This window comes from Psychrobacter sp. DAB_AL43B (genome assembly GCF_900168255.1).
In the GTDB taxonomy this organism is placed as follows: Bacteria; Pseudomonadota; Gammaproteobacteria; order Pseudomonadales; family Moraxellaceae; genus Psychrobacter.
Map to the genome: position 1 here is coordinate 1,583,764 of NZ_LT799838.1, position 25,445 is coordinate 1,609,208.

Annotated in this window: 20 protein-coding genes; 14 read left to right on the forward strand and 6 right to left on the reverse strand. The window is 41.8% G+C overall.

What is annotated here, in order from left to right; all coding sequences use genetic code 11:
* Positions 1-13 precede the first annotated feature (13 nt).
* A complete protein-coding gene (gene hrpA, locus DABAL43B_RS06995) occupies positions 14-4,306 on the forward strand; it encodes an ATP-dependent RNA helicase HrpA (protein ID WP_079691701.1) in 4,293 nt (1,430 codons plus the stop codon).
* 243 nt (positions 4,307-4,549) lie between these two features.
* Complete coding sequence (locus DABAL43B_RS07000) at positions 4,550-5,038, forward strand: GlcG/HbpS family heme-binding protein (RefSeq protein ID WP_079691702.1); 489 nt, start codon at positions 4,550-4,552, stop codon at positions 5,036-5,038.
* Positions 5,039-5,276: 238 nt separating this feature from the next.
* On the opposite strand, the gene DABAL43B_RS07005 is transcribed toward DABAL43B_RS07000, so the two are convergent.
* Positions 5,277-6,689 carry an aspartate ammonia-lyase gene (locus DABAL43B_RS07005; protein WP_079691703.1) on the reverse strand — a complete coding sequence of 471 codons (1,413 nt, stop codon included), beginning with the start codon at positions 6,687-6,689 and terminating at the stop codon, positions 5,277-5,279.
* A gap of 352 nt (positions 6,690-7,041) precedes the next feature.
* Positions 7,042-7,377, reverse strand: coding sequence for a hypothetical protein (locus tag DABAL43B_RS07010; RefSeq protein ID WP_079691704.1), 336 nt, complete (start codon positions 7,375-7,377; stop codon positions 7,042-7,044).
* A gap of 314 nt (positions 7,378-7,691) precedes the next feature.
* Between DABAL43B_RS07010 and DABAL43B_RS07015 the strand changes: the two genes are divergently transcribed.
* Positions 7,692-8,294, forward strand: coding sequence for a class I SAM-dependent methyltransferase (locus DABAL43B_RS07015; RefSeq protein WP_079691705.1), 603 nt, complete (start codon positions 7,692-7,694; stop codon positions 8,292-8,294).
* Positions 8,295-8,299: 5 nt separating this feature from the next.
* On the opposite strand, the gene DABAL43B_RS07020 is transcribed toward DABAL43B_RS07015, so the two are convergent.
* Entirely contained in the window at positions 8,300-9,088 is a 789-nt protein-coding gene (locus DABAL43B_RS07020; protein ID WP_079691706.1) for a DUF2071 domain-containing protein, read from the reverse strand.
* A gap of 396 nt (positions 9,089-9,484) precedes the next feature.
* Here DABAL43B_RS07020 and DABAL43B_RS07025 point away from each other — a divergent pair, with 396 nt between their 5' ends.
* The 3 genes from DABAL43B_RS07025 to DABAL43B_RS07035 all read left to right on the forward strand — a co-directional run bounded on the left by DABAL43B_RS07025 (position 9,485) and on the right by DABAL43B_RS07035 (position 13,106).
* Complete coding sequence (locus DABAL43B_RS07025) at positions 9,485-10,102, forward strand: hypothetical protein (RefSeq protein ID WP_227516756.1); 618 nt, start codon at positions 9,485-9,487, stop codon at positions 10,100-10,102.
* A 144-nt stretch (positions 10,103-10,246) separates the two neighbouring features.
* The gene (locus tag DABAL43B_RS07030; protein WP_145952515.1) at positions 10,247-11,860 is read left to right on the forward strand and encodes a Dyp-type peroxidase; all 1,614 of its coding nucleotides are present in this window, start codon (positions 10,247-10,249) and stop codon (positions 11,858-11,860) included.
* 52 nt (positions 11,861-11,912) lie between these two features.
* Positions 11,913-13,106, forward strand: a complete 1,194-nt coding sequence (locus DABAL43B_RS07035) for a catalase family protein (RefSeq protein WP_079693064.1) — start codon at positions 11,913-11,915, stop codon at positions 13,104-13,106.
* A gap of 158 nt (positions 13,107-13,264) precedes the next feature.
* On the opposite strand, the gene DABAL43B_RS07040 is transcribed toward DABAL43B_RS07035, so the two are convergent.
* Positions 13,265-14,179 (reverse strand): DMT family transporter, encoded by a 915-nt coding sequence (locus DABAL43B_RS07040; RefSeq protein WP_079691707.1) that lies wholly within the window; start codon positions 14,177-14,179, stop codon positions 13,265-13,267.
* Positions 14,180-14,367: 188 nt separating this feature from the next.
* Here DABAL43B_RS07040 and DABAL43B_RS07045 point away from each other — a divergent pair, with 188 nt between their 5' ends.
* Positions 14,368-15,051 (forward strand): DUF421 domain-containing protein, encoded by a 684-nt coding sequence (locus DABAL43B_RS07045; RefSeq protein ID WP_079691708.1) that lies wholly within the window; start codon positions 14,368-14,370, stop codon positions 15,049-15,051.
* Positions 15,052-15,098: 47 nt separating this feature from the next.
* Here the strand turns inward: DABAL43B_RS07045 and DABAL43B_RS07050 are convergent, their stop codons facing one another.
* Both DABAL43B_RS07050 and pnuC read right to left on the reverse strand, forming a co-directional pair.
* Positions 15,099-15,695: an AAA family ATPase gene (locus tag DABAL43B_RS07050; RefSeq protein ID WP_079691709.1), complete on the reverse strand. Its 597-nt coding sequence runs from the start codon at positions 15,693-15,695 to the stop codon at positions 15,099-15,101.
* Positions 15,646-16,398 (reverse strand): nicotinamide riboside transporter PnuC, encoded by a 753-nt coding sequence (pnuC, locus tag DABAL43B_RS07055; RefSeq protein ID WP_079691710.1) that lies wholly within the window; start codon positions 16,396-16,398, stop codon positions 15,646-15,648. The genes DABAL43B_RS07050 and pnuC overlap by 50 nt, the downstream gene beginning before the upstream one ends.
* Positions 16,399-16,684: 286 nt before the next feature.
* On the opposite strand from pnuC, the gene DABAL43B_RS07060 reads away from it, so the two are divergent.
* The 7 genes from DABAL43B_RS07060 to dnaX all read left to right on the forward strand — a co-directional run bounded on the left by DABAL43B_RS07060 (position 16,685) and on the right by dnaX (position 25,393).
* Positions 16,685-17,830 (forward strand): beta-ketoacyl-ACP synthase III, encoded by a 1,146-nt coding sequence (locus DABAL43B_RS07060; RefSeq protein WP_079691711.1) that lies wholly within the window; start codon positions 16,685-16,687, stop codon positions 17,828-17,830.
* Between the two features lie 128 nt (positions 17,831-17,958).
* Entirely contained in the window at positions 17,959-18,456 is a 498-nt protein-coding gene (locus DABAL43B_RS07065; protein WP_079691712.1) for a DUF3060 domain-containing protein, read from the forward strand.
* A gap of 198 nt (positions 18,457-18,654) precedes the next feature.
* A complete protein-coding gene (gene prfA, locus DABAL43B_RS07070; RefSeq protein ID WP_079691713.1) occupies positions 18,655-19,743 on the forward strand; it encodes a peptide chain release factor 1 in 1,089 nt (362 codons plus the stop codon).
* Between the two features lie 39 nt (positions 19,744-19,782).
* On the forward strand, positions 19,783-20,256 hold the full coding sequence (locus DABAL43B_RS07075; RefSeq protein WP_079691714.1) for a hypothetical protein: 474 nt from the start codon (positions 19,783-19,785) through the stop codon (positions 20,254-20,256).
* A 126-nt stretch (positions 20,257-20,382) separates the two neighbouring features.
* Positions 20,383-21,921 (forward strand): lysine--tRNA ligase, encoded by a 1,539-nt coding sequence (gene lysS, locus DABAL43B_RS07080; RefSeq protein WP_079691715.1) that lies wholly within the window; start codon positions 20,383-20,385, stop codon positions 21,919-21,921.
* Positions 21,922-22,052: 131 nt separating this feature from the next.
* Entirely contained in the window at positions 22,053-23,339 is a 1,287-nt protein-coding gene (locus DABAL43B_RS07085) for a hypothetical protein (RefSeq protein WP_079693065.1), read from the forward strand.
* Between the two features lie 95 nt (positions 23,340-23,434).
* Positions 23,435-25,393, forward strand: coding sequence for a DNA polymerase III subunit gamma/tau (gene dnaX, locus DABAL43B_RS07090; protein WP_079691716.1), 1,959 nt, complete (start codon positions 23,435-23,437; stop codon positions 25,391-25,393).
* Positions 25,394-25,445: the final 52 nt, after the last annotated feature.

Genomic DNA, 25,445 nt, shown 5'->3' on the forward strand with positions numbered 1-25,445 from the left:
AGCCTAAGTAAATATGCCTGATACTCCAAAAGACAATCAAGAAAACAACCAACACGTACAAGCTAAAAATCTGAACGCTGATGCAAACGATAAGCCACAGGAAAATACAGAAACTCAAAACACTGTTTCTGTTGCTAATTTACCTGTACTCGCAAAAGATGAGTATTATCTAAGCCGTCTTGAGCGTGAGCTAGCACGTGCAAAATCGTCTAAAAAGCCTGCTGCTAATAAAAATACCAATGCAGATGCCAAACACGACGCTAAAAATAGCAATGATTTAGAGAAAAAACGTACACAATTTGAAAAATTAAAAACCCGTTCACAACAAGCGGTGCAAGCGCGTATAGATAGTATTCCAGACGAGCTGGCAACCAAATTAAACCTTGATTTGCCAGTCAGCCAACGTGCTGATGATTTGATACAGGCGATTATTGATAATCAAGTAATTATCGTTGCTGGCGAGACTGGTTCTGGTAAAACGACGCAGCTACCTAAATTAGCGATGCTGGCAGGTCGCGGTATACGTGGGCAGATAGGGCATACACAACCAAGACGGCTTGCAGCGAGAAGTGTAGCCAACCGGATTGCCGAAGAGTTGGGTGAGCAATTAGGTAATACCGTCAGCTTTAAGATTCGCTTTAACGAGCAGGGTACGGCGCAATCAGTCGTTAAGCTGATGACTGATGGTATCTTATTGGCTGAGCTTGGTCATGATCGCTTTTTGAGTAAATACGATACGATTATTATTGATGAAGCGCATGAGCGTAGCCTTAATATTGACTTTATTATGGGCTATCTTAAAAAACTGCTACCTAAGCGTCCAGACTTAAAAGTCATTATTACCTCGGCGACACTGGATACCAAGCGCTTTAGTGAATATTTCAGTCATTACGACGCCAAGCTTAAACGCCAAGTACCAGCGCCTATCTTTAATGTAGAAGGGCGCAGTTTCCCAGTCGAAGTACGTTATCGTCCATTGACTGATGAGCCGGTGACTAGCTCAGACGATGACAGCTACGATGATTTTGAAGAGAATCTACCGCGTGCCGTAGTTGCCGCAGTAGAAGAATGCTTTAGCGATGCGCAAAATAAAGGTCATGCTGATCAAGCTGATATCTTGATATTTGCGGCGACTGAGGCTGAGATACGTGAGTTACAAGATGTCCTTGAGCGGCACGGACCAAAGCATACCGAAGTGCTGCCACTATTTGCACGGCAGACTTACGAAGAGCAGCAGCGCATCTTTCAGCCGTCCGGTCGTGGTCGTCGTATCGTCATTGCGACCAACGTTGCTGAGACTGCGTTGACTGTACCCGGTATTCGCTATGTCATTGATTTAGGTTTTGCGCGGATTTCGCGTTATTCGTATCGTTCGCGCGTTCAGCGTTTACCGATTGAAGCCATTGCGCAGGCTGCCGCCAATCAGCGTAAAGGTCGCTGTGGTCGCGTTGCGCCCGGGGTTTGTATACGCTTATATAGCGAGGAAGACTTTAGTGGTCGTCCTGAGTTTACGGAACCTGAGATTTTACGTACCAACTTAGCATCTGTTATTTTGCAAATGGCAAATCTGCGTCTAGGCAGTGTCGATGACTTTGAGTTTATCGAGCCACCTGATAGTCGTTTAGTTACTGATGGGCATAAACTGTTAAATGAGCTAGGTGCGATTACTGAAAAAGACGAGCAAGCAGCTAGCCAGTCAAATGCTAAGGCGAATAGCACAGCAAGCAGTAAGCCAAAACGCCAAGGTCTGGATCATTTAAAGTTGACGCGAATTGGGCAACAGATGGCGCGTATGCCAATCGATCCAAGGCTGGCACGTATGCTGGTTGCCGGTTCCGACTTTGACTGTATCCGTGAAATGCTGATTGTGGTTGCCGCGCTTGCAGTCCAAGACCCGCGTGAACGTCCAGCCAATAAGCGTACCCAAGCTGATCAAAAGCATGCAGAATTCCGTCAAGACGATTCAGACTTCTTGTTTTATCTTAGTTTATGGAAAGCATTGTTTGAAAAAGATGAAGACGGTAATAAGCTATCAGGTAATCAGCGCAAGCAGTTTACCAAGAAAAACTATCTCAGCTTTCCACGCGTACGAGAATGGCATCAGACCCATCGTCAGTTGGTGCAAATGGTCACCGAGCTTAAGCTGACTGATGATCCCGACTCAAAACCTAATACTAAAAATGGTGAGTTAGTTAATAGTGATCCAACGGGTGTTGAAGATGAGGAACTTAAAGCGGTTAAATATGCCAATTTGCACCGTGCATTATTGACCGGATTGTTATCTATCATTGCTCACAAGACTGAAAGTCGTGGTGAGTATCTGGCCGCTCGTCAGCAAAAGACTAAGATTTTCCCAGCCAGTACAGTATTTAAACAGATACCACCGTGGGTAATGGCGTTTGAAATGGTAGAGACTTCGCAAGTCTTTATGCGGACCGTTGCCAAGATTGAACCTGAATGGATTATCTCAGCAGCTGGCAACTTATTAAAATACCACTACTTTGAACCGCATTGGTCGAAGAAGACTGGGCGCGTCAAAGCCTACGCGCAGATTAGTTTGTTTGGGCTAATTATTATTGGCAAGCAGCTGACCAATTATGAACAAGTCAATTTAATTGAAGCGCGTGAGATATTTATCCGTGATGGCTTAGTGACGGGTAACTTCGGTAGGCAAGCACCATTTTTACAGCATAATATGGATAAAGTGGCAGATATTGAGCGGATTGAAGATAAATTGCGTCGCCGCGATTTATTGGTCGATGAAGAAACACTTTATCAATTTTATGATAAAAAAATTCCTGAGCATATTGCCAGCCGTAAAGCCTTTGAAGATTGGCGTGCGGAAGTCGAAAAGACCGATAGCAAATATCTGTTCTTTACCGATGATGATGTACTCAATAGCCAAGCGCCGACGACTGGCGATTTCCCAGAAGTTTGGAAACTGGGTGATTTAAAATTACCGCTACGCTATATCTTCGATCCATCAAGCGATGACGATGGGGTGACTATTCGCGTACCACTTGCCGCGCTACCACAGCTTGATGCTATTGAGCTACTGTGGGGTGTACCTGGTTGGCGCTTTGAGTTGGTATTGCAACTACTGAAGTCATTACCAAAAGAGATTCGTCGCCAAATTGTACCTATTCCTGATACGGCCGATAGCTTGTTTGATGAGCTACAGCCTGCTGGTGGTCAAGGCCTGCTTAAACAATTATGCCAAGCGTTAAATCGCCGTGGCATTATGTCGGTGACACCCGATAACTTTAATCCGTCTACCATTGACCGTTATCTACAGCCGCAAATCTGTGTAGTTGATGATAAGAACCGCATTATCGAAAAAGGTCGTGACTTACAAACGCTACAGATTCGTCATGCAAGTGAGACCAGTCAAGCCGTCACTGAACAGCAAGGCGCGCATACGAGCTTCCCTGAGCACTTTAAATTTAGTAAAAACCATCATAGCGCTGGCGTGGTGATGAAGCAGTTTGCCGCCTTGGTGACTGATGAGGCAGGCGCGGCAGTATCGATTCATCAATATACTGATGTGAATGCTGCATTGCAGGCGCATCGTATAGGTGTTTTAACGCTCATGAAAGGGCAGCTTGGCGCGAAGAAGAAACAGCTGACCAGTCAAATTGATAGCATATTCAAATTGGCTTTTGCACCACTTGGCGATATGGAAAAGTTAAAAACTATCGTCATTGATGCTGCGTTAGATGCCGCCCTTGAGGAGCACTATATACTCTTTGATCATAGTGCAGACTTACCTGAAAGCGCTGATAGTATTGCGACTAATCTGGCAGAAGAGCTACCGTTCACCCTTGAGGAATACACTCAAACGGCAGAAGCAGTGCTCAGCAATTTCTTATTGACCGGTCAAGTAGTGATTAAGACACTTAAAAATGTCTATACCCGCTGGCAGCGTATTCGTCAGAGCTTGCTGATGCTTGATCGCGAAATATTTGGTGAGTCTATTGATGACATCGAGGACCAGTTGGAAGATTTGCACTTAGCGAAGTTTGTTTATCGAATGGATTATAGTCATTGGCAGCAGTATCCACGCTATTTAGAAGCGCTCCAAATTCGCCTTGAACGCCTTGAACATAATATCGAAGCCGATCTAGAGGGCGTTTATGCGCTCGATTTACATATGGAACGCTTATCAGGTCGTGCTGATAGCGAATCTATCAGCGAATATCGCTGGCTAGTCGAGGAATATCGCATTCAATTATTTGCCCAGCCGATGAAAACGCGTATGGCTGTATCACCAAAACGTCTAAGTAAAATGTGGGATAAGGTCAGTTAGATTGATGATTATGCTTTTATTATCTTTAATAGTAAGCGTCTACTGTTTAGACTTTTTATCACTACCAAATTTGCCTCTACAGAGTATGCCAAGGCGATAAACTTACCTAATACTTAAAGTTTCCTTAATAATTAAAGTACCCTAAATACTTAAAGTACCCTAAATAATTAAATACATAATTTGTTACTTCTTATTTGAGCGTCATAATGTTTTAATGGGTATCAAAGAAAATTAGGACTTAATATGGAAAGGATATCCAATCTTGAAGTGCTCGTGTCATCTAAAATAAACACTGCACATTCGGAACGTGAAGAAAAAGTCTCGTTATTAACCGGCGAGATGGCACAAAAGATAGTAAATGCTGCTTTTTTAGCAGCGCAAAAAGATAAGCTGATGGTGTCGATTACGATCGTTGATCGTTCGGGACAGACACTTGCCCTTTTAAGGGATCATCGAGCAGGCGTACATACTATTCGTTCTAGTTATAAAAAAGCTTACACTGCCAATTCGCAAAAGAGAGAAACCGCTGTTATTGCTAAAGGGATCAAAGACGGAACGATTCCTGAAGATATCAGATACTTAGATGAAAACTTTCTGATGATGCCTGGTGGTGTGCCTGTTTTTATCGATGGTATTGTAGTTGGAGCAATTGGTGTAGGCGGAGCGCACGGTAGTGAAGACGTTCAGATTGCAAAAGCAGGCTTAAAAGCTTTAGGCTTACAGAAGTTATAAAAGCTGTTGTCTATGATTGTAGCCAATCCCGCTATCCGCTTGTATCTGACTTGCCACTGGCGTGTGCTCTTTTCCGTTATTTACGTTCCTGCTTAGCGAGACCACATCTAACGGAGAGCACATCGCCATCGTCTGCATCAGGATGCCGCTACTATCGGGGCTAAGCTGCATTACCAAATAAATAAAAAGGCTGGGTTAGCAATTGCTAACCCAGCCTTTTTTTTTGACCTCATACCAACTAAATCAATAATTTAACCTTTGGGTAAACCATATTGGCAGGAGATAGGATATCATCCAATGTTGCTTTATCCATCAGTTTTTCTTCTAAAACGATGTCATAAACGCTGCCACCAGTTTCTTGCGCTTTTCTAGCCACATAAGAAGAAGAGTCATAACCTAGATGCGGATTAAGTGCAGTAACCAGTCCGATGTTATTAAACACTTCGATGTTACAAGCCTCGTTATTCATGATGAGACCATCGATGCAGCGAGTGGCAAACATCTCACAAATATTGGCAAGCATGCTCATACCCGTAAATAAATTAAAGGCAATAACCGGCTCAAAAACGTTCAATTGTAATTGACCATTCTCTGATGCCATAGCGATGGTGCTATCAATACCCATGATTTGGAAACAAGCTTGGTTCACCACTTCCGGGATAACTGGGTTTACTTTACCCGGCATAATTGAGCTGCCAGGTTGCATTTCAGGTAGGCGATATTGCGCCAGACCAGCACGAGGACCAGATGACTGCAAGCGTAAATCGTGTGCAATTTTTGATAGGCGTACTGCAAAAAGACGCAAGTTACCTGATAAGGCAACATAAGCACTGGTATCTTGCGTGGCTTCAATTAAGTCTTCAGCGATATAATAAGGTCTGCCAGTTAGCTCTTGCAAGGTCTCAGCACAAAGCTCTGAATAGCCAGCTGGGGCGTTCAAGCCAGTGCCAATCGCTGTACCACCCATATTAATCTCATGAAATAGAGCACGAGTAGATTCGATACGCTCCATCTCTTTTCTTATCATCGTTGCAAAGGCATTAAACTCTTGACCCGCCGTCATAGGCACAGCGTCTTGCAAATGAGTACGACCCATTTTCAATTTGTCAGCAAGCTCAACACTTTTATTTTTAAGACTGTTATACAAAATGTCCATTTTAGACAACAAGCGAACGCAATAATCGTCTAAGGCAACATTTAGCGCGGTAGGATAGGCATCGTTGGTCGACTGTGAAAGGTTGACATCATTATTTGGATGCACATGCTGATATTCGCCTTTCTTATAACCTAAAATCTCTAACGCTCGGTTGGCAATTACTTCGTTGGCATTCATGTTGGTTGAGGTGCCAGCACCGCCTTGGAACATATCGACAATAAATTGGTCGTGATATTTATTAGCGATTAAATCATCGCACGCTGCCACAATGGCGTCTTTGGTTATTTCATTTAATACACCCACTTTATTATTGGCAATGGCCGCAGTTTTTTTCACGGTCGCAAAAGCACGAATAAAAGTAGAAAACTGATGTAAGCGTACACCACTAACAGTGAAGTTTTCAAAAGCCCGTAAAGTTTGGATACCATAGTAAGCATCAGCAGGGACATCACGATAGCCGAGTAGATCGTGTTCTTGGCGAGTAGCAGTAGTCATTCAATAAAATTCCTTTAATAAAAAGCCCTGACTAATATGATGCCTCGACTCTTCTTTTAATAAAAATGAGGGTCGAGGCATCATATTAGTCAATCAATTGGTTTAACCCTATAGGATAAGCTTTTTACACGGTGATTAATAATGAATTTTTATTGCATGATGCATAATAAAACAAAATTTTTTATATATTAAAATTTTGTAGCAGCAGAACGTTGCCATAGTTGTGTTTATTTCAACTTAACTATAGGAGCGGTTATGCTTATAACATTAAAAAAGCAAAGACAATGATCGTTTGTCTTTGCTTTTTTAATGCTAATATTTGTTTTAAGAGTCAGCTCGTCTAACCTCAGCTTTAGGGTTTCGCCCGAATATTTTCTGTCATCACGCCCATGGCATAAAAGAATAGGGCAAACAGCGTCAATGCTACGATAAAAGGTGTAAACATCCAAATAACAATATTAATTAATAATGAAGATAATAAGCCATTAAATATGATGGTATGGGGTGCGATAAAGTCAGTAACGACATCGACTGCACGCTTAGCAATCGGAAAGAGTAGTGTACTAACCCCTAAGATATAGATATATTTGGCAAAGTCAGGGTTGCTTGTTAGGACAATAGCGTAAAATCCTACGTAAAAGAAAACACCTAATGCCCAACATTTGAGAGTGTAGCTTAAACGAATCATGTCCCATCCTCCCGAAGTCTGCTGCTATTTTATAAAGAATTAAAAGTTTGACTAAAAGTTAAAATCTTGATTGAGAATTAAAATCGTTCTAATAAATGCAAAATATTGAATATAATATATATGTTATATTATGGATATATAAGTCAAGTCAACTGTTTTTTTTGATTGTGCAGAATGCTTTACTCTGCAAGCACTAAATATTGGATGTATTTATAAAAATGCTATGTAAATCATTTATAAATAGCCTAAGTAAATAATTGCTTTAAAATGATAAAATATCTTAAAAAATAAATTCTGTTAAAAAGGAAAACAAAATGTGGAACGAACGCTATAACGAAGCAGAGTACATTTTTGGCACAGAACCCAATGATTTTCTAAAAGAAAATTTTCAGAAAATAGCAGCAGGTGGCAAGGTTTTATGTTTGGCTGAAGGCGAAGGCAGGAATGCGGTATTTTTAGCAGAGCAAAGCTACCAAGTCACCGCCATGGATATGTCTGAAGTGGGTTTGAATAAAGCGTTAAAGCTGGCGCAAGATAGAGGCGTGGCGATTACCACGCAGGTTGCCGACTTAGCCGCCTATGATTTTGGAGAAGAGCAGTGGGATAGTATCGTCTCTATTTGGGCGCATTTACCAGACGCTGTCCGTCGACACGTTCATGCTCAAATTGTACCGGCATTAAAGCCGAATGGGGTATTTATCCTTGAAGCTTACACCGAACAGCAGTTAACCATGGATGCTGTCGGTGGACCACCAGCGACGCAAAGAGAGCGCTTTGGTTCGTTAGCAGTTTTACGTAGTGAACTGGCAGCGTTAGAAGAAATAACCGGTACTGAAAAACAGCGTATAATTTCAGAAGGTAAGCGCCATCAAGGTCTGAGCGCAGTTGTACAGTATGTAGGTAGGAAAAATAAATAAGACAATTAGCTAATGATCTTTGGTGGTAAGTAGATGGTAAACGTATTTAAAGGTTCGATAAGCACACTATAAGGGTTGTTCTGTTCTGACGTAGTGACAATACCTAAGTCTGATAACAGTTTGAAATTGGCAGAAATCAAAGAGGCTGGCCGTACCTCAAGTCTTTTATGCCAGACGCGATACGTACCAAGCTTGCCATCACGGCGATGATAAAATCCTGCTAGCGGATGGGTTAAGTAGATAAGTGCAGATTCGGTATCAGGAAAACCAGGGAATGAAAAGTCATCCTCTACCTGTTGTGTCAGCGACACTGACGCCGCTGCCCATTCTGATTCGGCATTTACCAAATATTTAGAATACATGCCAATTTCTTCATCAAAATGGCAATCAAATGTCATCTTAGCGCTATACCATGGCAAGCTCCATAAATATCTCGGTACCGCTAATGTCCAAGAGTCTAGAGTGGTGCCCAAAAACCACACACTGCGCTCGCCAGTTTTGGTATCTATGATGTAAATGCGATAATTGGTCTGCCCCATAGTGAATGCCGGAAAAGGGTAAACAGCTGAGGTGAAATCGACATCTATAAATGGTACAACAGAAATCAGTCCTTTTTCCTCACCGTCGATCATCACCGTATCTAGCTTAAATCTATCAGGAAATATACCGTCAAACCTTTCTGCTGGCACAGCATAAGTGATAATAGAAAAATGCTTTAAACCACAAACAACGTCGATACCTGTTGGCTTAGGTCTGTCATATAAATAATCCTTAAAACGTCGCAAATCTTGCACAATATTTCCTCATATAACCATAACTTTAAGTAATGGTAAAATAGTTGATCTATATCTGCTATAAATATAAATGGTGAGGCAGTCACTAAAGCTTCTATATTTAAACACTATTCTAGGTTAAATACATGCTTCTGCGTGCTTAAAATATTGCCTCAAACCACTAAAAAAGAAACAGCATTCGCTTAAGAAATATTTTGAAACTTTGTCGGCTTCCTGTGAAGAAAAAAGGGTTTGCGTTAATCAGGTGTTCTGTTTTGTTGAGTTAAATTGCTCCGTTTTGATTTGAAATTTATTTTTGCTATGGTAACTGGAAATAAGTCTACGGGCGTATGAAAGACTTATTTTTTAATTATGAAAAATAATTAAGAACACCAATCAACTATAAGGGCAGAAACTATGACTAATAGTGCGAAAGATAAAAGAAAACATATCATCGATAATTCCGAAGACCTAAAAGATAAAATTACTGAATCTATTGATGCTTTTAAGCTACGGGCTGAGCTGTTGGTCGCTAATTTAAAAGAAGGCGGTGATGATGGTTATGATCATTCGACGACCACTGCCGGCGAAAAAGGGCTGAAATCAGGTAAGGTTTCAGAGCTAACCGTCATTGCGCCTCTAAAAGAGGGCGGCGCTGCACGTCTAAGAAAGGTTTTAGAAATTGCTGGTGGTAATTTAGAAGGGGCAACGCGAGTTGGTACGCTACATGACTTACGCTTTGTATTTTTAGATGATGACACTAGAGTGCTATTTTGTACCGCTTATGACGGCGATTGGGACCCTTATATCGACGACTTTGCGACCAAAATCCCTGAGTTAATGGACATCTTGTTTGGTAGTGTCAAAGGCTGGCCTGGTATTAAAGATCCCAGTGTTAAGCAATTTATTTTGGATCATCAAATTACAGCAGCGGGTTGGTATGTTGGTGTACCACATCTAACAATTCAAGATATACGCCGCCAAGATCGTATTGTCAAAGGTATTAATAAAGCTTTGGACGAAGCACAGTCTTAACGTCTGTTGTGAGCCAATAAGCTGTTATTAATAAGCAGCTATAGATAAGATGCTATCAATCTATATCACCTTTTTAAAATGGGCTGGGTGATATAGAGAATAAGGGCGACATAAATCAATATAACTATAAAAATAGGTTCAATAATGAGTACAAATACTCCTGATAATGATAAGAAAAACGAAAGCACTCAAAGCAATGACCACCAAAATAACTCTAAGCAAGAAAATAAAACTAGCAATAGCTTGGGGAACAAACTGCTTGACTTAAAAGATGAGTTTGGCAATCGTATCGAGGACAGTAAGTTTGAGTCTTGGTTACAAGATATCAAAAAAGAAGTCGGTGATAGCATTGAAACATTGACTCATAAAGCACGCGGCGTATTCAATCCTAATTTAGTGAGTATGGAGTTAGAAGATATCCAATCCATTATTTTACGTGATCGTCCGACGCCTTACTTTGGTACGGTCGTTGCGCTTAAAATTAATAATGCTGAAGTTGGTCGACAAATGCTTGCGCAAGTCTTACCAGATGTCACTGGTAGTAAAGAATGGCATAAAGATATGGAGGCCACGCTATCTGTGGTCATGACTTATGCCGGTCTAGAGGCGTTGGGTATCCCGCAATCATCGTTAGATAGCTTTCCAGATTCTTTTAAAGTAGGTATGGCAGGACGGGCTGATAAATTGCGTGATAATGGTGTGAACGCGCCACAAAACTGGGCAGCACCGTTTGGTGAACAGGGCGATGTTCATGTTTGCGCGGCCATCATCGCGGATAGCAAAGACAAATGGCAAGTAAAGCTTAGCGAGCTAAAAAATAATATCAAGTCGCATATTAATAAGGACGACCCTGCAAGCGGTGATATTGAAATTCTAATGGAGCATGATTTTGGCTCTGATAATAATGTCAAAAACGTTTTTGGTTATCGTGACGGTATTAGTAACCCAGAAATCAAAGGCAGCGGTATTCAGACACCACCAAGCAACACGGATGACGCCATCGCAGCGGGCGAGTTTGTACTAGGTTATAAAGGTGAAGCAGGTACGATACCGCCTATGCCGCAACCTGAAGTTTTGGGTAAAAACGGCTCTTTTATGGTATTAAGGGCTTATAACAGTCATGTCGCTGATTTTAATAAATTTTTAAAAGACAATAGCGAAAGTGATGAAGAAGCTGAGTTACTGGGCGCTAAGATGTGGGGGCGTTGGCGTTCAGGAGCGCCTTTAGTATTGTCACCTGATCATGATGATAAAGTGCTAGGTGATGACCCAAGCCGGAATAACGACTTTGGTTATAAATATGACCCACATGGTAAAAAGTGCCCGTTTGGTGCGCATACTAGACGCATGAATCCAAGAGACAGCAAAGACTTTATTTTATCTGATGTGCGCATCCACCGTATTGTCAGACGTAGCGTTGGCTTCGGTGAGGTGTTACCAGCTGATGTTACTGAAGATGATGGCAAAGAGCGTGGTTTGTTCTTTATTGGGATCAATGCTCATGCCATGGAAACCATTGAATTTTTGCAATCTCAATGGATTAATGATGGTAATTTTATGAGTTTGGGGGAAGAAAAAGACCCTATGCTTGGCGTTCATCATGGCGATAAAGACGTTGCTGCCGATACCTTTACCGTCCCTGCCGACCCAATTCGCCAGCGCTATCATGGTATCGAAACCTTTAATACCTTATACGGTGGTGAATATTTATTTATCCCAAGTTTGTCGGCGTTAAAATGGATTAGTGAATTATCCTAAAAAAATAAATAATAAAAATGTATATCAACTTATCAAAAAAGGGCTAAAAACCATGCTAAAGAAACTATTCAAACCTAAGTATGTACCATACGATCATAAGTATATTGAGTTATCAGAGCAGGATGAGCGTAATATTCGCACCATTACTGACGATATTAAAAACTACATTTCTAAAAGTGATAAAGCCAGTGGCGTCGATTATCATACCCGAGATGCCCATGCTAAAGGTTACTGCGCGCTGAAAGCTAAGTTTGAGATTTTGGATAATCTGCCTGCCGAGTATGCTCAAGGCTTTTATGCCAAATCAGGTATCCATGATGCGGTTATTCGCTTCTCTAATGGTGCCTCTCGCGTATCAGCCGATCGTGAACTTGGCTTAGCACAAGGTCTAGCCATTAAAGTGTTCGACGTACCCGGTGAGAAGTTAGCGCCGGGCGAGGAAGATAGTAGTAATTTTGATTTTAACTTAATCAATCATCCGGTATTCTTTTGCAATAGAATCGAAGACTACGCTTATATCTCTAAGCTGTTTTTAGAGATACCTGAATACGCTAAACAAGGCGCAGTCGGCAAAGCAAAATTGGCGTTTAACTGGTTAACCAACTATGGCTCAAAGCTGCCAAGCAAAGAGTCATTAAAAACCTTTAAAGCACTGCGCGGATTTACCACAATTGAGCCAAAAAATACTTTGCTTTATAATTTTCATTCGCAAGGCGTCGTGCGTCATGGCGATTATATGGCGAAGATAAGGGTAACACCGACAAAGGCATCGGCTCAAAAGATCACTCGTCGCGAAGTAGATATCGCTGCCAAAGAAGAAGCGATTCGTCCGCTGATTATCAATGAGATACGTGAGCACGATTATCAGTTTGATGTTCAAATTCAACTGTGCCGTAACCTTAAAAAGCAGCCGATTGAAGAGCTCACTACTGAATGGCAAGCATCTGATGCGCCATTCGTGACGGTAGCAACGATCACGATTCCTTGCCAAGATGTGCCTGATGACGGTAATTTTGAGGTTATGGAAAATTTATCGTTTACACCATTTCGCTGTTTAGAAGAAAATCGTCCGATTGGTAATTTGCAACAGTCGCGTCTAAAAGCTTACCAAATAGCCTCAGAGACGCGCCATGAACTCAATAACGTTAAACGCCAAGAGCCGAAGAGTTTAAAACAGACCTTTGACAAATCTTTCTTTTATATAGATGTTCAGTCTTTTGTATTGACTGTAATGTCTCAACTTTAGAGATATTACTTATGAAAAAAGCGCCAGTAATTAATCTACTGGCGCTTTTTTATCGTTATTTTCAAAATAAAAACACATACTAGTGACTGAAATAAGCCAGTGTTGATATTGAACTATATACTGCATCAAACGCTTAAGTTTGGTCAGCCGCATATCTTCTATGAGGTTAATTCTTTTGGCACTTCTTTATTCAGAATAAATACCAATACCGCTCCTAAAATCACCACGCTTGCGATAACGAACGTTAGCGTTAATGGTTCTGATAAAAACATCACACCTAGGGTAGCAGCTAGTACAGGTACACACAGCTGGACGACAGCTGCTTGGGTGCTTTTTAATAAGGGTAGTGCCATATACCAAATACTGTAACCGAGTCCAGAAGTTAACGCTCCTGAAGCGGAAGCTAGTAATAGCCCTTCAGCTCTGATGCTGTTGAGCTCATTCATGCCTAATAATAACAGTATAGGAATAACGGTTAGGCTTTTTATAAAGTTAAAGCCTGTAGCTCGCAATGGTGATATGCACGCTTTACCACGTATACTATAAATACCCCAATCAGCACCGCTTATTGCCATCATTAACGCGCCAAATAAAGAGGGTGTGGTAGCTGATGGCAACATCAAGTAGATAAAACCTGCGAAAGCTATCAAAAGAGCTGTCCATTGCAGAGTATTTAAATGCTCTTTATTATAAATCCCCCAGCCAATCATCGTCAGCTGCACCGCCGAAAATAAAATAAGTGCGCCAGTACCAGTATCAAGCTCTAGGTAAGCCACTGAAAGACACAGCGCATAAATCACTAAGCTGATACTACTAAGCCAACTGCCTTTGTCTTTTATAATGGTATCGTCAAAATTACCATTTCGTTTTAAAGCAGTCCGTTTTAAAGTGGTCTTTTTTAAATAGTATGTCTGTATCGCCATGATAAGTCCGAGGCATGCTGCACCACTTAACAATCGAATCGCTGTGAAGTTCCAAGGATCGATATAACCTTCTGCTAATGCCATTCTACAAAGAAGAGAGTTGGCAGCAAACGCAATTAACGCAACAATCGTGTATAGCGTGACTTTCAAAAATAATTCCTACAATCGTTAATATCGTTTTTGAATAAAATACAGGTAGCTTCGGTGCCATATACTGATGGCTAGTATAGGGCAATGTCGAAACACCTGATCTACAAGTTGTCGCTCAAATGCTCATCGTAATAAAAATAATAGCGTTAAAAATAGTACCGTTAAAAATAATAAAAAGGAAAAAACACGTGGATTTGGCAAGCATCTTTATCTATGACACAACATGGGCATTTGCCGCTGAAATATTAATACGCGTCACTGTGATGTTCACGCTTATTATTTTGTTTTTACGCTTCACCGGCAAGCGTGGCGTTCGGCAGTTATCCATTTTTGAGCTGACGATTATTTTATCATTAGGGTCTATTGCAGGTGACCCGATGTTTACCGAGGATTTACCGATTATTCAAGCGGTACTGATTATGAGTACCGTTATATTACTTTATCGGCTGTGTACGTGGACTATGATGAAGTATCAGCCTTTTGAAGATCTTTTGGAAGGCAGGGCGCGTTATATCGTTGAAGATGGTTTGCTCGTGCTCGATAAAATTAAACAGGGAGAAATGTCACATGATGAGTTTTTTGCAGAAATGCGTCAGCAAGGAGTTGAACATTTAGGTCAAGTGCGTACGGGTTTACTAGAAACAGACGGCGAATTTAGTCTATTATTATATCCACCCGATAAAATAGGCTATGGCTTACCACTTTTCCCCAAGCAGTATCAAGCAGTCGACCAGATAGAGCATGGGATTTATTATGCTTGTATGTATTGTGGTTATGTCGACTATCTCTCAAATCCCAATCAAGTATGCCAGCGCTGTGAGAATGACGGTAAAAAATGGGCGAAAGCCTTAAATAGTAAAATTGTGAGATGATGATTGGTAAATAGCGAGCGAGTAGGAGATTATGAAAACGATTAGCCTCATAGCTCTATCTGCTCAAGCCATTTAACCACCTGCCGAACTCGATCATCTCTGTCACCGCCAATCTGTCGAAATGGTATTTGATGAGTATTTAGCTGGCTTGTAAAATAAGCGCTTATCTCTTCACGCTGGTGTGGACTATCACGTAAATCATCAGCGACCCACGGAATATCAACCTCGGTCAATAATATCAAATCATAATGATGCGTCAGTGCGGCTTTGGTGAGCGCTTCAGGACAATCGCCATAATACCAATTAGAGTAAACCATCAGTTCAAACAGACTAGTATCACAGAATAAATAATGGGTGTTATCTGGCGTTTGAGCGGCTTGTTTAGCAAGTTTGTTTTCTAACTCAATTTGACCCTGCGCAATCGGCAGCAAATCATCCCACGTACAGGTAAGTTGCTCATCATCCCATTTGGTTTGTAGGTAGGTTCGCATATATTCTGGCACCCAAAGTGAGCCAAAATGTGCGGCCAAGTCACGGCATAGCGTGGTCTTGCCGGTACTTTCTGCACCTAGTATTGCGACGCTAATGACGGATTTAGGCGTATGCTGCGTTAGATTGTACGCGGTAGCGTCGTTGCCATTCATAATATGCCCAGATTGCAATGAAGGTAAATACTACGTACTGTAGTGCGGTAAAGGTGAGACCTTTATAAAAGTATAGCGGCACTGAGATAGCATCAGCGATTATCCATAGTAGCCAATGTTCGATTTTACGCCGTGCCATGAGCCACATCGCCATCAAAAACAGTGCCGTGGTCAGCATATCGGTATAGTCAACCCACGTAAATAAATGCAGACCTAATACTGCACCATCAAAGCTAAATTGATTGTTGATAACGGGTCTAAAATAATAAACCAAAGCGACAAAAGCCATGGTGGCAGTCGCTAGCAATGCCAGTATGGGTATATCTTTTTTACTTAAATGTTCTACTTGAATTGTACTTTGGTCGTCAGTATTGTTTAACCGCTCATTTTGTTGCTGGCTAGTGGGATTAATATGATCTTGATGCTTTGAGTCCTCTTTGTTTTTTGACCAATTGAGCCATCCGTAAATACTCATAACGGTATAATAAGCATTGATGAACATATCGCCAAACAGCTGCCACTTCCATAACAGGTAGACAAATATAGCCGTGCTTACCAGACCAATAGGGAAGACTAAGATATTGGTTTTGCTGGCGAGCAAGACACTGGACACCCCAAAGATAACGGCGATCAATTCTAGCGCAATAAATAAGGTTGGATAATCGGCATACTGCCCAAATAACCCATTCAAAAGTTCCACCATGAGCATTCCCAAATATGAGCGTTTATTATGATTGGTTGGTTGTTATGTTGTCAGGCTTTTCAAATAGCGTCAATTATAGCCTAGCTGCCATAAAATACAGGCCGTCTTTGTCTATTTTTGATGACAAATAGGTTATTTGTAACAAAGTATTAGAAAAATAATAATATTCAGGCATAATAAAGGCACTGATTTTAAGTTTACAGTTATTCACTGAAATCAAACGACTGTTGTTTTTACCTTTACGCTTATCGCAAGCCCTATATAGTAGTAGACAAGGAAGCTTATCATGACGACTTGTATCACAGGCACAGGCCTGTATATCCCTCCGTTTAGCATTAGTAATGAAGAGTTGGTAGAGTCATTTAACCAGTATGTTGAGAATTATAATGCAAAGCACGCTGCTGATATTGAAGCAGGAACGACCACTGCACTTGAGCCTTCATCGGCCGCCTTCATCGAAAAAGTATCGGGTATCAAATCACGCTATGTGATGGAAAAAGCCGGTATTTTAAACCCTGACATCATGGCTCCTGTCATTGCTTATCGTAATTTAGGCGAAGAGCTATCTATCATGGCAGAAATGGGTGTAGCCGCGTTAAATGATGCCTTGGCTGATGCTGGGCTTGAAGCTAATGACTTAGATGGTATCATCCTTGCCTGCTCCAACTTCCAGCGTACTTATCCGGCGGTTTCTATCGAGATTCAAAATGCGATCGGTATGGTTGGCGGCTTTGCGTATGATATGAACGTTGCTTGTAGTGCGGCAACTTTTGGTCTATCACAAGCACACGGCTCTATCGTTTCTGGTCTTGCCAAACGCGTCGCTGTGGTTAACGTTGAGATTACCTCAGCGCATCTTAACTGGCGCAACCGTGACAGTCATTTTATCTTTGGTGATGTCGCGACTGCTTGTATCGTAGAAGATCTCGATACGCCAAAAGGCTATGAGATTCTAAATTCTAAGCTATTTACGCAGTTTTCGACCAACATCAAAAACGAATATGGCTTTATGGATCGCTCAGAATTCCTAGCGGCGCAGACCGAGATGTATCCGGATCTTAAAGAGCCTGTGACTGATAAGCTGTTTTTGCAGAATGGTCGTAAAGTATTCCGTGAAGTCTGTCCAAAGGTTTCAGAGATTATCACCGAGCATTTGCAAGAAAATAATATACCAACGTCTGACGTTAAGATGATGTGGCTACACCAGGCCAATGCCAATATGCTAGATTTAATCTTACGTACCGTTATTGGTAAAGAAGCGGATAAGGCGATTGTACCAAGTGTCATCGCAGAATTTGCCAATACCAGCTCAGCCAGCCCGATGATTGTATTCCACCGTTATAAAGATGAGCTGCAGTCAGGTGATCTGGGTGTCATTTGCTCGTTTGGCGCCGGTTACTCGATTGGATCGGTAATCGTTCGTAAGGTGTAGTACTTAATTAAGCAGAAATTTAAAAGGGTTATTGAGTATTTGCGAGCCATCAGGGCTATAAGCGAATACTCAATAACCCTTTTTTGCGATATTGTAGAGTTGTTCAAAAGCCTAAATAGGAGAGGACTGTGCGCTTTGCTTATTTTTCCCCCATTTCAATTGCTGTGTCAAAAGCATATTTTATAGCAGCATTAGTTACGGTATCAGTGACTGTTATAGCGCAGGCAGATGTTTACGTCGGACCCAACGTAAGTATCGGCTCGAATGTTGTTGTTAATTCAAACAAAGTCAAAGTAAGCAACACTACCGTTAATGAAAAAGGAGTTAGTATCCCTGCCAACGCAGGTTACCTTGGTTCAGCTACAGAGCAAACAACTTATACTTGTACGGCAAAAAGTCCTAATGTTGATTTCGAAGGCAATAACCAAAAGGTGACTGTAAAAGGTAAATGTCAAACCATCAGTATTAAGGGTGAAAACAACCTAGTCATAGCTCAGCAGACTTTTAATTTAATAGAGTCGGGTATAAATAATACTGTTAGCATCACCAAAGTACGCCATGTTATGTCGATAGGAGAAAATACCTCATTGACTTACCGTTCTGGATTAGATGCGAATGGGCAATGATAAACTTGTCTTCTAATACCTAATCTATCAGCGCCTAGCTTATCAGCGCCTAAGTTATTGCTATCTATGAGCTCTTAGTGTCTAAAATTAAGACTTTTATCCAAACATAATAGAATTAGCTTAAACGCATTTCGGCAAATGATACAAAATTTGCTATAATCACGGTCTTATTTCAATTATTCAATTAAAAGTCCTTTTATGAAAGAATCCTTACGCCTGCGTTTAGACCAGATGGTAGACCGTTATGAAGAGGTTACCGCCTTATTATCGGACCCGAGTGTCATCAGTGATAATAATAAGTTCCGTGAATTGTCCGTTGAGCACAGCGATTTGATGGACATAACGACATTATGGCAGAACTATGTGCGTGCAGAAACGGATCAAGCGGACGCAGAAGCGATGCTAGCCGACGCGACAGATCCTGACATGAAAGAGATGATGCAAGAAGAGATTGACAGTGCCCGTGATACCATCGTCGAGATGGAAGAAGCACTGAATGTCATGATGTTGCCAAAAGATCCGAATGATAAAGTGCCAGCATTCCTTGAGATTCGAGCTGGTACTGGTGGTGACGAAGCAGCAATTTTCTCTGGTGATTTGTTCCGAATGTACCAAAAATACGCACAAACTCAAGGCTGGACGGTAGAGATTCTATCAGCCAATGAGGGTGAGCACGGTGGTTACAAAGAAATCATTACCCGTGTATCTGGTAATAGTGTTTATGGTCGTTTAAAGTTCGAGTCAGGCGTGCATCGTGTCCAGCGTGTTCCGGATACGGAAAGCCAAGGTCGCGTGCATACCTCAGCTTGTACGGTTGCGGTTATGCCCGAAGTTGAGATTGATGATACGGTTGATTTAAATCCAGCTGACATCCGTTTTGATACGTTCCGCTCAAGCGGTGCTGGTGGTCAGCATGTGAATACCACCGACTCTGCCGTACGCTTGACACACATTCCAACGGGTACCGTGGTAGAGTGTCAACAGGAACGTAGCCAGCATAAAAACCGTGCGCAAGCGATGAAAATGCTGATTTCTAAAATTCAGCAAGTTAAAGTACAGGCTCAAGTTGATGCAGCTGATACGATACGTCGTGATTTGGTCGGTAGCGGTGATCGCTCAGAGCGTATCCGCACTTATAATTTCCCGCAAGGGCGTATGACCGACCATCGTATTAACCTTACTTTGTATAAGCTTGATGCCATTATGGAAGGTGACTTGGATGAAATCCTTGATGCGTTGTTACGTGAGCACCAAGCGGACTTGATGGCCAGTATTGGCGGTGCTTAATAAGAGATTCACAAGCCCATAAAATAAGAGGCGTACCCAATGCATATGACAACTAACTCATCGCTAATATTACCGTTTAACAAAATTGCGATTATTATTGTGGCGATGTTGATGTCATTTTGGCTAGCTGCTTGTAGCGTCACGCCTTTATCAACGCCAGCTGTGGAGCCAGAGCAGACTAGTAGCACTGTAGCAAATAATGAAAGTGACCCGCTTTCTTATCAAGCGTGCGTTTATCCTCCTGATGAAATGGTACAAGCTTGCAATAAAAAGGGTGGGGCTTTTTCGCAGCAAGGCATGCTTGGCTGTTATCAATGTGTGTTGTCTTATACGGATGCAGAAAAAACCTGCCAAGATAGTACTGACTGCCAAGGCAAGTGCAAAAACACCGGTGAATTTATTGAGAGTGGCGCTAAAAACCAGTCTGGGCAATGCGCTAGTGACAGCAGTCCGTTTGGCTGTTATCAAACCATTGAAAAAGGCGTGGCACAACCTGCCATTTGTGTCGATTAATCCGTTTGTCGTGTGAAAAATAGATAAGTGTTATTCAGTTTTATTTAAATGTGTTATTTGAACTTTTTATTTTAAATTTATCATTTCCGTTTATTCCTTTAATTATCTAATAATTTTGAGAGTGTTATGTCAAAGCCTAATAATCAAAATCAGAATCAAGAGCAAGTTCCAGAAGATGCCAACGAGCTGATTGCTCAACTGCAAGCCAAGCTAGATGAGATCACTGCTTCAGGTAAGCAGCCTTATCCTAATACCTTTAAGCGCACTGATTATGCTCAAGACTTACAAACGGCTTTTGATGGTATATCGAAACAAGAAATCGCTGACAATGATGCTAAAGGCGAGAAAACACAGGTCAATGTCGCTGGTCGCGTCATGTTTAACCGTGGTGCATTTATTGTTATCCAAGATATGACAGGTCGCATCCAATTATATGTGGCACGTAAAGAGTTAGATGAAGAGACACTGGCAAGCATTAAATCGTTAGATTTGGGTGATATCGTTGGCGTATCAGGTTATATCGGTCGCTCGGGCAAAGGCGATTTGTACGTACATATTGAAAAGTTTGAATTATTAACCAAGGCTCTACGCCCTATGCCAAATAAGTTTCATGGCTTAGCAGATGTAGAAGCCCGTTATCGCAACCGTCATCTTGATTTGATGACCAATGAAACGACTCGTGATACTTTTATGGTTCGCAGTCAGGTAGTCAGTGGTATTCGCAAGTTTATGTTGAATGAGCGTTTTATGGAAGTTGAAACGCCTATGATGCATCCTATCCCAGGTGGTGCGGTTGCGCGTCCGTTTGTGACCCATCATAATGCGTTAGATATGCCATTATATCTGCGTATCGCGCCTGAGCTTTATCTCAAACGCTTAGTCGTTGGTGGCTTTGAGAAAGTATTTGAGATTAACCGTAGCTTCCGTAATGAAGGGGTCTCAACCCGTCATAATCCTGAATTTACCATGATTGAGTTTTATCAAGCCTATGCAGATTATCATGATTTGATGGATTTGACTGAGCGCTTATTTAACGAATTGGCGACAGATATCTTGGGTAGCACTGAGATTACTTATCAAGAAGAAGCCATCAGTCTAAAAGCGCCTTTTGAACGTCTATCTATGTCTGATGCGATTGCCAAATATGCAGAAAACTTTGACATGACACGTATTAACGATCGTGAATATCTAGCAGAGTACGCATCGACAACGCTTAAGCAGCAAGTAAAAGACGTCTTCGGTGTGGGTAAGTTGCAGACGATTATTTTTGAAGAAACCGCTGAGCATCAATTACGTCAGCCAACCTTTATCACGGAATACCCAGCTGAAACTTCACCACTAGCACGCCGCAGTGATGACAATCCTGAGATTACTGATCGCTTTGAGCTATTTGTCGGTGGTCGTGAATTGGCCAATGGCTTTAGTGAGCTCAATGATCCAGCTGATCAGGCTGAACGCTTTCATGGTCAGGTCGCTGAAAAAGACGCTGGCGATGATGAAGCGATGCACTTCGATGCAGAATATATCGAAGCGCTGTCTTATGGTTTACCGCCGACCGCTGGTGAAGGTATCGGTATCGATCGCTTAGTGATGCTATTGACAGACTCTGCGAGCATTCGTGATGTAATTTTATTTCCACATATGCGCCGTAAGCTTGACGGTTAGAGATAGTTTGCTTGCCATAAGTCCATGCTGGTACTAAACTGAACATAAGAAGGCTATTTCTGCTTTTAGTAGCTATGAAATAGCCTTATATGATTTTTGAGTACTTAATTGATAGGGACGTTATGAATACTATGGACACTCAACAAGTACCGCCCTCGATTTGGCAACAGATGATTCAGCAAAATTTTTTATCTTTGTATGATTTGCCAGAAGACAGGATAACTGACCCTGAATATTTTCAGGGTTATGATTTTGTCTTTGAATTTTCTAATGCGACGGTCTATCTTATCGTCAATGATGTCGTGATGCAGGCAAACAAGCAAGACATTGATAGTACTCAAGTTCGTACATGGAGAAAAGAGGTTGTCAATCAGCTTATCAAGCAACATGCTCAGCTTTACCTTAAAAATGATAAAGCCATCGCTAATAAAAATGAAGCAGCATTTAATAAACCGGTTTATTTTATCGGTTTAACCTCACTTTCAGTACAGCATCAAGACAGTTCTCAGAATGATCAGCAAAACAAGTATTCAGAAACGCCATCCTATGCGGTTGGTTATGAGTATGGCAGTCAGTTTTTCGCTGAAGATTGCGTGTTGGATTTAGACGACGAAGAAAGCGTTTTACAAGTGTTTAGCTATCAAAATTTTTCTGAGATATTAAAGCAATTGGTAACGCCAAGTGACTTGACTGCATTTTTAGATTTTCATCGCCGTCAGCTGACTGGGTTTGAGATATTTGAAGATGAATCGACTTTGCTTACTCAATTTCTACAAGCGCCAGATTTTCATCAAAGGGCGATTGAGGTGCAAGAGCAGCTGGTTAAGTATGAATTGATAGAGCAGATTGAACCGCGTTTGCTAAGAGCGGCAGAGCCTGAGCAAACGGAGTTTGCGGCAGCGCTGATGGCAGAGATTCAAAAGAATACTCGGATGTGGTACAAGCTTTTTAATAGTTTAATCAAAAGTTGTTATGAAGCGGGTACGCCACTACCAAAAGAGCAGGTTGATATTTTGGTGGATGAGTCCATGTACACCTATGCGTGTTTAATAGAAAAAATATTGGCGCATAGAATGATTGCTCAAGAATCACGCTGGACAGGCTATGTGCGCCACGAGCACTCTTATAACGTCTTTGGTCGCCATTATTTAATAGTGTTTTATGCGCAAGATGAAAAAAGCTCATTAAGTGCAGACAAGGTTCGTGCCTCTCACCAAGATTTGCTATTTGAGCTCAATGCCCAAATGCAGCAGCCTATTATGCAAGAGCTGTTTTTAATTGGTGTGGACGTTAGGCCTTGTGAAGACAGCGTGAATACCGAAGTACATCTTGATGCCTTCCATCAGCATGGATCGCTTATAGATGCGAATACGCAGCGTTTATACCAACAACTGGCTCAGTTGAGAGCTCAATCATAACCTAGCTTTGAGACTTAATTTTGATGGCTAGTTTTAAGATAAATCGCTGATTTGATGCTTTACTTATATTTTTACGACTCACATTGGCATTCATTATGACGCAGCAATATCAAGTTTTAGCCCGTAAATACCGGCCCAAAAACTTTCACGAGTTGATTGGGCAATCACACGTCTCACAAGCATTGATTAATGCGATTGATTATAATCGTCTTCATCATGCCTATCTATTTACCGGTACGCGCGGTGTCGGTAAGACAACTATCGCCCGTATCTTATCTAAATGTCTAAACTGTGATACTGGTATTACCAGCACCCCATGTGGCGTGTGTGATAATTGCGTGGCGATTGATCAAGGACGTTTTATTGATCTGATTGAGATTGATGCGGCCTCTCGTACCAAAGTTGAGGACACGCGCGAGCTACTTGATAACGTGCCGTATGCGCCAAGCCAAGGTCGTTATAAAGTGTACCTGATTGATGAAGTGCATATGCTGTCGACACACAGTTTTAATGCCCTCCTTAAAACCTTGGAAGAGCCGCCTGAGCACGTCAAGTTCCTATTAGCAACTACGGATCCTCAAAAGTTGCCGATTACTATTATCTCTCGCTGTTTACAGTTCGTACTGCGTCCTTTATCGCAAAGCTTACTCAGTGAGCATCTCGCCAATGTTTTAACCCAAGAACAAGTAGGCTATACGCAGCCTGCACTTTGGCAATTGGCCAGTGCGGCAAAAGGTTCGGTACGTGATGCCTTATCGTTGACCGATCAAGCCATTGCTTTTGGTCAAGGTGCGCTTGATGATGTGACCGTCAATGCGATGCTTGGCTTGATTGATGCGGCCGACTTAGTAAGCTTAATTACAGATATCTACCATCATGATAAACCTGCCGTCGCTGCCCATATTGAGCAGATGCGCGCACAAATGGTCGATGCCAGCAGTATGTTTGATGGACTTGCTGAGCTATTACATCAGCTGGCATTGACCCAACTGCTACCTGAGGTTGCTCTCAACGTTAATGAAGCGCAAGCACAGCATATCAATAAGCTTGCGCAGCATATGAGCCCTGACGTATTACAGCTTTATTATGAAATCGTGGTGCAAGCACGTGAAGGCGTCAAGCTTGCCAGTACGCCAATGCAAGCGCTTGAGATGTGTATTTTACGTCTCTTGGCTTTTCGCCCCTTACCGGTTGATGAGATCTTAACCAACATAGCTGATAGCACTATACCGACTATAGAGACAGCATCTCCTACTGTTGCCTCCAATACAGAGTCATTAAGCTCTGTTGAGCACCCTGTATCAATTCCATCATCGATATCAGAGTCAGTGCCGCTGCTACAAGAAGACGATATTGATTATCGTAGTGATGTTGATGCTACTGTTGATATCGAGCAACAAAGTTCAAATTATGATAGTAGTGAAGTAAACGAATACGATCGTTACTACGATCATAATGAGCTGGAACTACTAAGTAATAACGTTAGCTCTGAACCTGTTGTTGAGCCTGAACCTGTTGTTGAGCCTGAACCTGTTGTTGAGCCTGAACCTGTTGTTGAGCCTGAACCTGTTGTTGAGCCTGATGCAAATAATTCTCAGTTATTAAGCCAGCCTGAGGATCCGCGTACCCTGCTGCGTTGTTCACCGCAAGAATTGACCGGTGAGTGGACGCCAGAAAAATGGGACTATTGGCTACAAACCGCTCGTGAAGCCGGTAGTTTAGCTCAAGATGAATTGGCACTTGCGCGCCAAGGTATGATGACAGGGAGCTGTAATGAGAAGGCGGTCTTTGTCACTGCGGTTGATAGTAAGCATTTGCAAGCGACCTTTGAGCAGCTAGCAGCAACATTACACGCGCAGTTTACTCAAGCAGAAATCAGTTTGCAAATAGATGGCAGCATCATGCAAGCCGATGATAAAACGCCTGAGCGTCGTCAACAAAAACGCCTCATACAAGCCAAAACGGTGGCAGAGTCAAGATTGCTCAATACGCCAGTCATGCAGTATTTAACCGAGCGCGGCGAAGGGAAAATGGGCAAAGTTCAGTTATATTAAACAATCAGAAAATTAATTATTAATGTTTTACAAAAATTAGACTGTTAGTAAG

Coding starts and splice junctions, on each gene's coding strand:
- DABAL43B_RS07075 (WP_079691714.1), top strand. CDS start 19,783: ATGCATATGACAACTAACTCATCGCTAATATTACCGTTTAACAAAATT.
- DABAL43B_RS07025 (WP_227516756.1), top strand. CDS start 9,485: ATGACTAATAGTGCGAAAGATAAAAGAAAACATATCATCGATAATTCC.
- DABAL43B_RS07050 (WP_079691709.1), bottom strand. CDS start 15,695: ATGAATGGCAACGACGCTACCGCGTACAATCTAACGCAGCATACGCCT.
- prfA (WP_079691713.1), top strand. CDS start 18,655: ATGAAAGAATCCTTACGCCTGCGTTTAGACCAGATGGTAGACCGTTAT.
- DABAL43B_RS07060 (WP_079691711.1), top strand. CDS start 16,685: ATGACGACTTGTATCACAGGCACAGGCCTGTATATCCCTCCGTTTAGC.
- DABAL43B_RS07010 (WP_079691704.1), bottom strand. CDS start 7,377: ATGATTCGTTTAAGCTACACTCTCAAATGTTGGGCATTAGGTGTTTTC.
- DABAL43B_RS07085 (WP_079693065.1), top strand. CDS start 22,053: ATGGACACTCAACAAGTACCGCCCTCGATTTGGCAACAGATGATTCAG.
- DABAL43B_RS07035 (WP_079693064.1), top strand. CDS start 11,913: ATGCTAAAGAAACTATTCAAACCTAAGTATGTACCATACGATCATAAG.
- DABAL43B_RS07015 (WP_079691705.1), top strand. CDS start 7,692: ATGTGGAACGAACGCTATAACGAAGCAGAGTACATTTTTGGCACAGAA.
- DABAL43B_RS07005 (WP_079691703.1), bottom strand. CDS start 6,689: ATGACTACTGCTACTCGCCAAGAACACGATCTACTCGGCTATCGTGAT.
- dnaX (WP_079691716.1), top strand. CDS start 23,435: ATGACGCAGCAATATCAAGTTTTAGCCCGTAAATACCGGCCCAAAAAC.
- DABAL43B_RS07030 (WP_145952515.1), top strand. CDS start 10,247: ATGAGTACAAATACTCCTGATAATGATAAGAAAAACGAAAGCACTCAA.
- hrpA (WP_079691701.1), top strand. CDS start 14: ATGCCTGATACTCCAAAAGACAATCAAGAAAACAACCAACACGTACAA.
- lysS (WP_079691715.1), top strand. CDS start 20,383: ATGTCAAAGCCTAATAATCAAAATCAGAATCAAGAGCAAGTTCCAGAA.
- pnuC (WP_079691710.1), bottom strand. CDS start 16,398: ATGGTGGAACTTTTGAATGGGTTATTTGGGCAGTATGCCGATTATCCA.
- DABAL43B_RS07000 (WP_079691702.1), top strand. CDS start 4,550: ATGGAAAGGATATCCAATCTTGAAGTGCTCGTGTCATCTAAAATAAAC.